General features: G+C 66.5%; 8 protein-coding genes. All 8 read right to left on the bottom strand.

The annotated features are described in order from the left end of the window. Positions 1–169: 169 nt before the first annotated feature. The 8 genes from ligA to ACQR1D_RS20775 all read right to left on the bottom strand — a co-directional run bounded on the left by ligA (position 170) and on the right by ACQR1D_RS20775 (position 12,398). Positions 170–2,317: an NAD-dependent DNA ligase LigA gene (gene ligA / locus ACQR1D_RS20810; RefSeq protein ID WP_434893996.1), complete on the bottom strand. Its 2,148-nt coding sequence runs from the start codon at positions 2,315–2,317 to the stop codon at positions 170–172. A 105-nt stretch (positions 2,318–2,422) separates the two neighbouring features. Beyond that, complete coding sequence (gene recN / locus ACQR1D_RS20805) at positions 2,423–4,096, bottom strand: DNA repair protein RecN (RefSeq protein ID WP_316181723.1); 1,674 nt, start codon at positions 4,094–4,096, stop codon at positions 2,423–2,425. Between the two features lie 125 nt (positions 4,097–4,221). Further along, on the bottom strand, positions 4,222–5,112 hold the full coding sequence (locus tag ACQR1D_RS20800; protein ID WP_315802124.1) for an outer membrane protein assembly factor BamD: 891 nt from the start codon (positions 5,110–5,112) through the stop codon (positions 4,222–4,224). A gap of 393 nt (positions 5,113–5,505) precedes the next feature. After that, positions 5,506–6,465, bottom strand: coding sequence for a UDP-3-O-acyl-N-acetylglucosamine deacetylase (gene lpxC / locus ACQR1D_RS20795; protein ID WP_315802123.1), 960 nt, complete (start codon positions 6,463–6,465; stop codon positions 5,506–5,508). A 345-nt stretch (positions 6,466–6,810) separates the two neighbouring features. Next, positions 6,811–8,646 carry a cell division protein FtsZ gene (gene ftsZ, locus ACQR1D_RS20790; protein WP_315802122.1) on the bottom strand — a complete coding sequence of 612 codons (1,836 nt, stop codon included), beginning with the start codon at positions 8,644–8,646 and terminating at the stop codon, positions 6,811–6,813. 90 nt (positions 8,647–8,736) lie between these two features. After that, positions 8,737–10,056, bottom strand: coding sequence for a cell division protein FtsA (gene ftsA, locus ACQR1D_RS20785; RefSeq protein WP_008964399.1), 1,320 nt, complete (start codon positions 10,054–10,056; stop codon positions 8,737–8,739). Further along, on the bottom strand, positions 10,053–11,099 hold the full coding sequence (locus tag ACQR1D_RS20780; protein ID WP_315802121.1) for a cell division protein FtsQ/DivIB: 1,047 nt from the start codon (positions 11,097–11,099) through the stop codon (positions 10,053–10,055). The genes ftsA and ACQR1D_RS20780 overlap by 4 nt, the downstream gene beginning before the upstream one ends. Positions 11,100–11,396: 297 nt before the next feature. Continuing rightward, entirely contained in the window at positions 11,397–12,398 is a 1,002-nt protein-coding gene (locus tag ACQR1D_RS20775; protein WP_434839307.1) for a D-alanine--D-alanine ligase family protein, read from the bottom strand. Positions 12,399–12,410: the final 12 nt, after the last annotated feature.

Below are 12,410 nucleotides of genomic sequence, written 5' to 3'. Positions count from 1 at the left end.
TTGTACGCACGCACGGCACTTTCGCTGTCATACCGCGCAGGCGGGTATCCAGTACGCCGAGACGGATCGGTCGTATAACAACTGCCTTTGGAATACTGGATCATCCGCTTTCGCGGATGATGACAGTTGTGGTGCCACAACCACCTTCTGCACCAGACGGGCGCGCGAGCTACTCCCCGATCAGTTGCAGCCACTCGTCCTCGGTCAGCACCTGGACGCCGTGCTTCTGTGCGTCCTTCAGCTTTGAGCCCGCGCCGGGACCGGCGACGACGTAGTCCGTCTTCTTCGACACCGAGCCCGATACTTTCGCACCGAGCCGCTCGGCGGTCGCCTTGGCCTCGTCGCGCGTCATCTTTTCCAGCGTGCCGGTGAACACCACCGTCTTGGTCGCGATCGGCGAATTGCGCTTCGGCTTCTCCGCGTCGAGGATCTTCACCTCTTTCGTCAGCCGCTCGACGATGCCGCGATTGTGGTCCTCGCCGAAATAGGCGGCGACGCTCTTGATCACGGTGTCGCCGATCTGGTCGAGCGCATCCATCTCCGCGATCGCCTCCTCGTCGCCGCTGGCGACCTTGAGACAGGCTTCGTGGAACGCATCCCATGAGCCGTAGCCGCGCGCGAGCGCCAGCGCCGTGGTCTCGCCGACATGGCGCATGCCGAGCGCGTAGATGAAACGCTCCAGCGCGATCTCGCGCCGGGCGTCGATGGCATTGAAGAGATTGCGCACCGAGGTCTCGCCATAGCCCTCGACCTCCTCGAGCTTCAGCCTGGCGTTGCGCGCGGCCAGCGTGAAGATGTCGGCGGGCTCCTTGACCCAGCCCTGGTCGAAGAAGAACTGGATCTGCTTCTCGCCGAGACCGTCGATATCGAAAGCGCGGCGCGAGGCGAACAGCTTGAGGTGCTCGATCTTCTGGAACGGACAGGCGAACTCGCCGGTGCAGCGGGCGCGCGAGCCCTCCTCGCCGGTCGCGATCTCCTCCCGCACGACGTCGGTATGCAGCGGGCACGGGCACGTCTTCGGGAAATGGAATTCCTTGGCGTGCTTCGGCCGTTTGTCGATGAGGACGTCGACCACCTGGGGGATGACGTCGCCGGCGCGCTGGATCACCACGGTGTCGCCGATCCGGATGTCGCGGCCTTCGCGCAACACTTCGCCCTTGTTGCCGATGCCCTTGATGTAGTCCTCATTGTGCAGCGTCACATTCTGCACGATGACGCCGCCGACGCCGACCGGCTCCAGCTTGCCGACCGGCGTGAACGAGCCGGTGCGGCCGACCTGGATCTCGATGTCCTTGAGCACGGTCATGGCGCGCTCGGCCGGAAACTTGTGGGCAATGCCCCAGCGCGGCGTGCGCGACACGAAGCCGAGCCGCTCCTGCCAGTCGATGCGGTCGACCTTGTAGACGACGCCGTCGATGTCGTAGTCGAGCTCGGCGCGCTGCTCCTCGATGTGACGATGGAACGCGATCAGTTCCTCCACCGAGTGGCAAAGCCTCGTGAGCGGATTGGTCGTGAAGCCGCAGCGTTCGAACCATTTGATCATGCCGCTCTGCGTCTCCGCCGGCAGCGCGCTCATCTCGCCCCAGGCGTAGGCAAAGAAGCCCAGGGGACGCGAGGCGGTGATGGTCGGATCCTTTTGCCGCAGCGAGCCGGCGGCGGAATTGCGCGGGTTGGCGAAGATGGTGTCGCCCGCTTCCTTCTGGCGCTCGTTGAGCGCGAGGAAGGCCTGCTTGGTCATATAGACCTCGCCGCGGACCTCGCAGATGTCGGGCAGGTTGCGGCCGTGCAGCCTGTGCGGTACGTCCTTCAAGGTACGGATGTTGGCGGTGACGTCCTCACCCTCGGCGCCGTCACCGCGGGTCGCGGCGGTGACCAGTTCGCCGCCCTCGTAGCGCAGCGACATCGACAGCCCATCGATTTTCGGCTCGGCGGAGAAATCGATGCGATCGTCGGCGAGCTTGAGAAAGCGCGCAATGCGGCCGACGAAGTCGCGCACGTCCTCTTCGGCGAAGGCGTTGTCGAGCGACAGCATCGGCACCGCATGCCGCACCTTCTTGAACCGGCCGGAGGGCGCCGCGCCGACCTTCTGCGACGGCGACTCGCTGCTGACGAGCTCAGGGAAGCGCTTTTCGATCGCATTGAAGCGGCGACGCAGCTCGTCATAGGCGGCATCCGAGATCTTCGGCGCATCGTCCTGATAATAGAGCCTGTCGTGGGTCTCGAGTTCCAGCGCCAGCCGCTTCCATTCCACCTTGGCCTGGGCCTTGGTGAGATCGGCAACGTCGACGGGCTGCTTCGGTTTTGCTGTCTTGGGCATGCGTATGATCTGCTCGTCATGGCGGGACCGCCCGGAGGCCGTCCCGAAACGACGGTGTACACAATGCGCGCCCGGAGCCAAAGCGTTCGGCTGCTCCGTTTCCAGCTATGCCGCTGCGGCCTCCAGCAGGCGGTCGGCGGCGGCGCGGGCTTCGGCGGTGACCTCGGCGCCGGCCAGCATGCGGGCGATTTCCTCGCGGCGGTGCAGGGTGGCCAGCGTATTGACCCGGGTGACGACACGCTTGCCGCGATCGAGCGCATCCTTGGAGATCAGCAGATGCTGGTCCGCCCTGGCCGCGACCTGCGGCGCGTGGGTCACGGCCATCACCTGAACCCCGTGCGCGAGCCGCGCCAGCCGGGCGCCGATGGCGTCGGCGACCGCGCCGCCGACGCCGGTGTCGATCTCGTCGAACACCAAGGTCGGCGCCGAGCCGCGGTCGGACAGCACGACCTTGAGCGCCAGTAGGAACCGCGACAGCTCGCCGCCCGAGGCGACCTTCATCATCGGGCCCGGCCGCGTGCCCGGGTTGGTCTGAACCCAGAACTCGACACGGTCGATGCCTTCCGGCCCCGGCGCCTCGGCGTCGCTGTCGACCTGGGTCATGAACTTGGCCCGCTCGAGCTTGAGCGGGCCGAGTTCCGCAAGGACGGCCCGGTTCAGCTTCTCGGCCGACTTGGTCCGCGCTGCCGACAGCTTGGCAGCCGCGGCGCCATAGCGCCCATCGGCTGCCGCCGCCGCTGCTTCCAGCTTCTTCAGCTGCTCGGCGCCGGCATCGATCAGGACGACGTCGGCGGCATATTTGGCAGCCAAGGCAGCCAGACCGTCCACCGGCGTCGAATATTTGCGCGCGGCCGCGCGCAGCGCGAACAACCGCTCCTCGATGCGCTCCAGCTCCAGCGGATCGAAATCGGTGGCCGCGAGTGCCACCGTCAGATGCTGATCGGCCTCCTCCAGGGCGTTGATCGCCGAATCGATCGCCTTGACCGCCGGGTCGACCAGCGCGGGCGAGCTGACCGCGCGGCGCTCCAACCGGCGGACCGCCGCGGCTAGCGCGGCGATCGGCGACTGGTGGCCGCTGACGGCATCCTGCGCGTCGCGCAGATCGCCCGCGATCTTCTCGCCCTGCATCATCGCCGTGCGGCGGGCGGCGAGCTGCGTCTCCTCGCCCTCCTTCGGCGCCAGCTTCTTCAGCTCGTCCGAAGCATGCCGCAGATAATCGGCCTCGCGGGCCGCGCGCTCCATGCTCGCCCGATGCTCGTCGAGCGCCGTGACCGCAGTCCGGCGCGCTGCCCACAGCGCTTCCACCGCGGCGACGTCCTTCTCCAGGCCCGCAAAGGCATCCAGCAGCCGGCGGTGGGTGGCGGCGTCGACCAGCGCACGTTCGTCATGCTGGCCGTGGATTTCGACCAGTGTGGCGCCGATCGCCTTCAGCGTCTGCACGCTGACCGACTGGTCGTTGATGAAGGCGCGGGTGCGGCCATCGCCGAACTGAACGCGGCGCAGGATCATCTCGCCATCGGCATCCAGGCCGTTGGCGGCGAGAATCCTGGCGGCCGGATGATCTTTGCCGATCTCGAACACGGCCGTGACCTGCCCCTGGTCGGCGCCATGGCGCACCAGGCTGGCGTCGCCACGACCGCCGAGAGCCAGAGCAAACGCATCGAGCAGGATCGACTTGCCGGCACCGGTCTCGCCGGTCAGCACCGCAAGTCCATTCGAGAATTCGAGATCGAGTCGTTCGATCAGGACGATGTCACGGATCGACAGTCGCGCCAGCATGGAACCGAAGTCCTTCGTAACGGGGCGGATCGCCCCTGAGCGAACGACTCGATGCTAGCAGCAAAAAGAGAACAAAACAAGAATATAGAACAAAGCAAGATCAGACGAGTGATCCGGCCGATCGCTCAGCCCAGGCCGAGCTTCTTGAAGGCGCGCGAGATGTAGGAGCCCTTGTTCTCCTCGGGCTCGACGCCGCCCGACTTCACGAGATTATAGGCGTCCTTGTACCACTTGCTGTCGGGGAAATTGTGCCCGAGCACGGCCGCCGCGGTCTGCGCTTCGCCGACGATACCGATCGTCATGTAGGCCTCGGTCAAGCGATACAGCGCTTCCTCGACGTGCCGCGTGGTCTGGTACTGCGTCACCACCGCCTTGAAGCGGTTGATGGCGGCGGTGTAGTCGCGCTTCTGCATGTAATAGCGGCCGACATCCATCTCCTTGCCGGCGAGCTGATCGCGGGCGCCCTCCAGCTTGGCCTTGGCATTGGTGGCGTATTCGGAGGTCGGATATTTGCGCACCACCTCCTCGAGCGAGGCGATGGCCTTCTCGGTGCGGCCCTGGTCGCGGCTGATGTCCGGGATCTGGTCGTAATGCGAGGCGGCGATCAGGTACTGCGCATAGGCCGCGTCCGGGCTGCCCGGGTGCAGGGTCACGTAGCGGGTGGCGGCGCCGATGCAGCCGTCGTAGTCGCCGGCCTGATAGGAGGCGTAAGCCGACATCAGCAGCGATTTGCGGGCCCAGTCGGAATAAGGATGCTGGCGATCGACCTCCTCGAACTTCTTGGTCGCGCCTTTGACGTCTTTCTTCTCATTCATCAGGTACAAGCCCTCATTGTAGAGCTTGTCCGCGGGCTCATCGACGAAGGTGTCGTCCTTGGCCAGGAATTTGTCCCACAGTCCGCCTGTTCCGCAGCCGCTCAGAGGCAGCGCCAGCAGGATCAGCGATGCGGCGAGCCTAAGCCGGCCGATGCTTGCTGCGGGATGACGGAGGTCGCGCGTGAGACGCTGTATCGACATGCTTCTTTGGAACCCGATGCCTGTGATCTGATCTACGCCGCGCACCATGAAGGTCGCTTCATGACCGCGAGGGAAGAGCCCCGCCGGTGGCACGCATCACGCGGCCCCGGCCTCTCTAGCCGAAAACACTTCATCAACCAACCGCATAGGAAGCCAATCCGCCCGGATTAAGGCAACACCGAGGCTGCCGCCACGCATCATGGTTACCGCTGAAGAAGCCGTTGGAAAACATCGAAATGCCGAGGGTCCAGCCGCTGAGAAGGACGCGGCCGGCAACAAACATTGACAAAAAAGCAGACGGAAAAATCTGAACCACGCCGAAAGCAAAGCTCCCGGCGATGTCGCGCGTTGCGTAGGTCAGCCGACGGAATCAGCCGATCGGGACGCCGCCGCTCAGGACACGTCCGGGCCGTAGGCCGGGGCGACCATGCCACCGACCATGCCGCCGACGACCTCCGCGGCCACGCGGGGACGACGCACGGTCTCGCCTTCGACGATCCGCCAAGCGGTGCGATCGGCCATCAGAGCAGTCAGCACCGCATGGTTGAGCTTGTGACCGCCACGGACCGAACGATAGGTTCCGAGCATCGGCAGGCCGGCCAGCGCCAGATCGCCGATCGCGTCCAGCACCTTGTGGCGGGCGCATTCGTCGGCGTAGCGCAGACCTTCGGGATTGAGCAGGCGGTCCTCGTCGAACACCAGCGTGTTGTCGAAGGAGGAACCGAGCGCGAAGCCGGCGCTCCACAGCCGCGACACGTCGCTCATGCAGCCGAAGGTGCGGGCGCGGGCGATCTCGCGGCGGAAGCGCTCGGGGCTGAGCTCGAAATGATAGGCTTGGCGGCCGATCACGGGGTTGGTGAAATCGATTTCAGCTTCGACCCGGAAGCCGGAGCTGTTCGGACGCAGCTCGCCCGTGGAGGCGCCCATGGTCACCTGGACCGGCTTGAGCACCTGAAGGTAGCGCCGCGGGGCCGACTGATTGACGATTCCGGCCTGGTCGATGGCAGCGACGAACGGCGCAGCGCTGCCGTCCATGATCGGAACCTCGGGGCCGTCGACCTCGATCAGGGCGTTGTCGACACCCATGCCGCGCAGCGCAGCGAGCACATGCTCGGCAGTGGACACCAGCGCACCGTGGCGGTCACCGAGCACCGTCGCCAACTCGGTGGCGATCACCGAGCCGAAGGACGCCTGGACCTCGCGGTCAGCGCCATCGAGGCCGGTGCGGAGGAACACGATTCCCGCATCGATCGGCGCAGGCCCGATCGTCAGGCTGACAGGCGCACCAGAGTGGACGCCTACACCGGTGACGGTGGCTTGCGAACGAAGCGTTGTTTGCCGGCTGAATTTCATCGACGATCGCCCAAGACCCCGCCTGATCCCTTATCGGCCGCCCCTCGCGAACCGACTCAGTTTCAGGCATCCCCAAGTCACGGCAGAACTTAACGAGAGCCCCAAAGAGCGCCAACTCACGCTTCTTTACGGATTGTTACCCCATCTCTGCCGTATTCGCGCCAACCCTTAACCAAACTGGAACGTGGCCTTAACCCTCCTGGTTCCCGATCTAAACACCGAAAGAATAATTAATCATTTAAAATCAGTTAGTTGAACGGCGATCGACGAGCCCCGGACAGCCATGGAAAAGGCCCGGCTCTCGCGAGCCGGGCCTGTTCAGCACCATCAGGGCTGTAACAATTCTCAGGTGGCCTGCCGGCGCAGGAAGGCCGGGATATCCAAATGGTCGTCTCCCTGTGGCGCCGGGGACACAGGCGCGGGACGGCCATGGACGTCCAGACCCTGGGGTGCGGGACGGCGGGCATATTCCGAGACAGGCGATTCGTGGCTCGCAACCTGCTGAGCAACGTTCCGCTGCGGCTTCCGTTCCGGCAGCGGCGGCATCTGCGGCATGGCAGGACCCGCGGTCCGCACCGGCAGCGGCGGCTCGGCATCCTCGTCGCGGCGGCCGAGACCGACATTGGCGAGACGCTGCAGCAGCGACATCCGGGTCTTCTGCGGATGCTCATCGCCCTCGTCGCCGCGCGCCTGCCGGATCTCGGCCTGGGCCGGCATCGGCAGGTCCTCGAACTTCGGCATGCGCGGCGCGCGCGACGGAACCCGCTCCGCGGCCTGCGGGATGAACGTCTCCGGCGGGGCCGCCGGCTCGATCGGGGCCGCGCGCTGCGCCTCCGGTTCCGGGAACAGCGACGGCTTCTGCGCGATCGGGCGCACCGTCACATCGCCATAGGAGGCGGGCTGGACCGGCGCCGACGCGGGCGCGGGCTCGCTGGCCATTGCGGCGGCAACGGCGGCCAGCGTGTCGCGCTCGAGGTTGGGAGCCGGACGCGGCGCAGGCGCCATCGGCGCGGGCGCGGCGACGGCCGGAGCCTGCGACGCCTGCTGCTCGAGCTTGGCGGCGCGTTCAGCCAGGCGCTGATTGTCGGCGCGCAGGCGCGCAGTCAGATCGGCGAGGCGGCTTTCAGGGAGACCCGCGGCAGCGGTCGGGGCGGCGGCAATCGGAGCGACAGCCGCCGCCGGCTGTGCAGTCGTCGTGACGCCGCGGTTGAACTGCGCCTGCTCGATGCCGGTGGCGACCACCGAGACCCGGATCAGCCCGTCGAGCGATTCGTCGAAGGTGGCGCCGACGATGATGTTGGCGTCCTGGTCGACCTCCTCGCGGATGCGGGTCGCAGCTTCGTCGACCTCGAACAGCGTGAGATCCTTGCCGCCGGTGATCGAGATCAACAGGCCGCGCGCGCCCTTCATCGAGGAATCGTCGATCAGCGGGTTGGCGATGGCCGCTTCGGCGGCGGTCAGCGCGCGCTTGTCGCCGGAGGCTTCACCGGTGCCCATCATCGCCTTGCCCATCTCGCGCATGACGGCGCGGACGTCGGCGAAGTCGAGGTTGATCAGGCCTTCCTTCACCATCAGGTCGGTGATGCAGGCGACGCCGGAATACAGCACCTGGTCGGCCATCGCGAAGGCGTCGGCGAAGGTGGTCTTCTCGTTGGCGACCCGGAACAGGTTCTGGTTCGGGATGATCAGCAGCGTGTCGACGACCTTGTGCAGCTCGGAGATGCCGGACTCCGCGGTGCGCATGCGGCGCGCGCCTTCGAAGTGGAACGGCTTGGTGACGACGCCCACCGTGAGGATGTTCATCTCGCGCGCGGTCTTGGCAATGACCGGGGCTGCACCGGTGCCGGTTCCGCCACCCATGCCGGCGGTCACGAACACCATGTTGGCGCCCGAGAGATGATCGCGGATCTCGTCGATCACCTCCTGCGCGGCGGCAGCTCCCACGTCCGGCTGCGAGCCGGCGCCGAGGCCCTGGGTCACCTGCGTGCCCATCTGAATGATGCGCTGCGCCTTGGACATGGTCAGCGCCTGCGCGTCGGTATTGGCGACGACGAAGTCGACCCCCTGCAGGCCGGCCGTGATCATGTTGTTGACGGCATTGCCGCCCGCGCCGCCGACACCGAACACGGTGATCCGGGGCTTCAGCTCGTGGATATCAGGAGGTGTAATAGTGAGTGCCATGATTGCCTCTCGATCACGCGCGGGTGGGTTCGCCCCGGCCGCCGGCCGCGGTTGGTGTTGTTGAAAATCGCATGGGGTGGAAACCGGTCATCAGAAGCCCTCGCGTAGCCATCGTCCGACCTTTCCGAAGTAGCCGTCGGTTCCTGTCCCGACCTGCCGCGTATGCCGCGGTTCGACGTGTTCGAGGTGCGCGTATTGCGGATAGACCAGCAGCCCCGTCGGCACCGCGAAGGCGGCGTTCTTGGCCTCGTTGGGGAGACGACCGAAGCCGAGCGGGCGGCCGACGCGCACCGGGCGGTCGAGGATCCGGGTCGCAAGCTCGACCAGCCCCGTCAGCTGGGAGGCGCCTCCGCTGAGGACGACGCGCGCCTTGGGTTCTGCCGCAAAGGGCGAATCCTTCAGCCGGTCGCGGACCATTTCAAAAATCTCCTCTGCGCGGTGCCTGACGATGTTCGCGATGGTGGCGCGGGACACGATCTGCGGAACATCCCGCTCGTTGTCACCGGCCGTCGGAACAGACATCAACTCACGCGCGTCGGACCCGCCAGTCAGCACCGTGCCATATAACGTCTTGATTCGCTCGGCATCTGCAATGCACGCTGATAGTCCGCGCGCAAGATCCATGGTCACGTGATGCCCGCCGAGCGCAAAACCGGAGGCATGGACGAAGCGGCCGCCGGAATAGATCGCGATCGTCGTGGTGCCCGCCCCCATCTCGACCACGGCGGCGCCGAGATCGGCCTCGTCGTCGGTCAGCACCGACAACCCGGCAACATACGGGCTTGCCGCCATCGCCTCGACGTTGAGGTGGCAGCGCTCGACCACGAGCATCAGGTTCTTGGCCACGGTGGCGTCGGTCGTGACGACGTTCATGTCGACGCCGAACTGCCGCGCCAGCATGCCGCGGGGATCCCGGATGCCCTTCACGCCGTCGAGCGTGTAGCCGACGGGCAAGGCATGCAGCACCGCGCGCCCGTCGCCGGTGGCGTGGTGCATGCCGGTCGAGGTGACGCGACTGACATCGGCCTGGGTGACGGCGCCGCCGCGGATGTCCGAGGTGGCCTCGATCAGGTGGCCCATGACGCGGCCGCCTGCGACCGGCAGCAGCACGGATTCGACCCGCACCTTCGCCATGCGCTCGGCCAGCGCGACCGCCTGCCGCACCGCCTGCTCGCATTCGACGGGATCGACGACGGCGCCGGCCTTGACGCCGCGCGACTGGATCTGGCTGTAGCCGATCAGCTCGACGGCGTGGGTGCGGCCGCGCAGCGCGTCGCTCGGCGGCGCCGGCTTCAGCCGCGCGATCATGCAGGCGATCTTGCTGGTGCCGACGTCGAGCGAGGCCACGAGCGCGGTGCGCTTCTGGCCCATCGGGCGCGTCTTGGGAGTCTGGCGATCGAAGCCGGTCATGCGTCACCGGCCTTCTTCTTGGACTTCTTGTCCTTGAACAGCTCGTCGCGCGCCTTGCCCGCATCCTCGGAGAGCTGCACCGTCAGCCGGTCCGGCAGCCGCAGGTCGATGGCGACGATGTCGCGCGAGAACAGCTTGTCGTCCTGATCGAGCTGGGTCAGGGTCGCGAGCGCGTTGCCGACATCATGTTCGGGCAGGCGAATGTCGAGGCCGTCCTTGGTCCGCAGGTTCCAGCGCCGCTCGCCGACGAACACGGCGGCCTTGGTGACCGCGCGCACCTGCGGGTAGCGGGCGAGCAGCGCCAGGAAATCGCGCGCGCGGCTCTCGGCTCCCTTGCCGACCACGAGCGGCAGCGTCAGGAAGCGGCGCGAGACATATTGCTCGAGCACGGCGCCGTCCTCGGCGATGACCGAGAGGCGACCGTCCTGCTGCCAGAGCGCGAACGCCTTGCGCTCGACGACATCGATCTGCAGCTGGTTCGGAAAGAACTTCTGCACCGTGGCGTCGGCGATCCAGGGGTTGGCTTTGAGCCTGTCACGCACTGCGGCGGCATCCAGGAACAGCAACGAGGAGCGGCCGGTAACGCCGCCGACCGCGAGGATCTCGTCCTGGGTAAGCTGCTTCCGGCCGTTGATCGCAACAGCCGTGATGCGGAACCCGGCCGCATTGGCGAGCGCGTTGCGGGTGTCGGACAACGCCACACTGACGTCCTGCGCATGGCCGCCCTTGACGATGCCGAGCCAGACACTGCCGAACAAGAGGACCACCGTCGCCACGGTGCCGAGCCGGCGCGGCAGATAGCGCTCGACGAGTTCGACCACGCGCGGCGGCGCCTCGCGCTCGACCATCGGCGCGAGCGCGGCCTGCGCCGGCGCAAGGTCTCGTCGGATGGATCGCCTGCCTTGCTTCGTGCCTCGCGCAAAGCGGACACGCGGAAGACGGGCCGAGACATACTCGCGCAGCAGGATTGCCGCGCCAAGGGCAGCGGCTTTCAGGTCAGCTTGAGGCCTCTGCGATCGAGCGAGGCGTCCTGCACCATCCATTGCACGAGCTCATCAACTGTTGCGCCCGCAGATACTCGCGGACCCACGCCCACGGTCCCGGCCGACCGGATCCCTTCCGACCATCGCGACGCGGTTCGTCACGACGGCCCGACCTGGCAGCCGAGCACCACTGAGGCGCCAGCGTTAACCTTCGGACGTCCTGGTAAACAAAAAGTAAAATCGGTCCGAGGAGACGAATTTTTTCTCCGATTTATGAGGACCTTGCCCGGAATTCTTAAGCATTTTACGGGTTACAGGAACCACCGGGGGACGCCGGGCCGGGTTCTTCCGGTGCGCCTATCGCACGCCGGATCGGCGGCTGCGCCTCTCGGCCAGGGCGATCTGCTGATTGAGGAAATCGACAATGGCGATGCCCTGGGCCGCCAGAGCCTTCGGGTAGAGCGAGGCGGCCGTCAGGCCCGGCAGGGTATTGGTCTCCAGATAAACCGGACCGTTGGCCGCGACGATGAAGTCGGTGCGCGAGTAGCCGCCGCAGGACAGCGCGCGATGCGCCTTGATCGCCTCAGCCTGGAGCGCCGCAGTGATCTCCGGACTGAAGCGGCCCGGACAGATTTCCTTCGTCGCCGCCGCGAGGTACTTCGCGAAATAGTTGAAGGCACCGTCGGCGGGGAGGATCTCGATCGGCGGCAGCGCGATCAGCGAGCCGTCGGCCTGCTCGAGCACGCCGCAGGTCGCCTCGGTCCCGATGACGAACGGCTCGATCAGATACTCCTCGGTCGCGGCCGCTGCCTTGACGGCGACGAGGTCCTGGCTGGCGTTGACGAAGATGAGGCCGAAGCTCGAGCCGTCCTTCACGGGCTTCGCGATCAGCCGGCCGTAGCGCGCGAGCGCAGCCTCGGCATCATCCAGCGCGACACCCTCGGCCGCCGTGACACCGCCGAGCACGGCGAAGCGCTTGGCGGCAACCTTGTCGAAGGCGAGGTGCGAGGCCGCCGAGCTCGAGCCGGTGAACGGCACACCACGAAGCTCGCACATCAGTTGAAGCTCGCCATTTTCCGCCCGGCCGCCATGCAGGCCGAGCACCAGGACCCGATCTTCGGCCCCGGCGCGATCGATAGCCTCGCTGAGCGTGCCGATCCTGGCGCCATCGGCGGTGAACGGCTCCTCGAACGGCTTGGCATGCGCGGCCAGCGCTTGGCCGCTGGCCTGATGCACGGTGTCATCGACGTCCCAGAACCACAGCTCAGCCTCAGGCAACGCGGCGTGCAGGGCTTTCGCGCTCGCGACCGAGACGAGGCGCTCCTTGTTGGAGCCGCCGAACAAAATCGTGGTGCGCATCAATGTCTTCTC

Origin of the sequence: Bradyrhizobium sp. HKCCYLRH2047 (assembly GCF_051168175.1) — a bacterium.
GTDB lineage: Bacteria > Pseudomonadota > Alphaproteobacteria > Rhizobiales > Xanthobacteraceae > Bradyrhizobium.
This window is presented reverse-complemented; position numbering and strand designations above follow the sequence as displayed.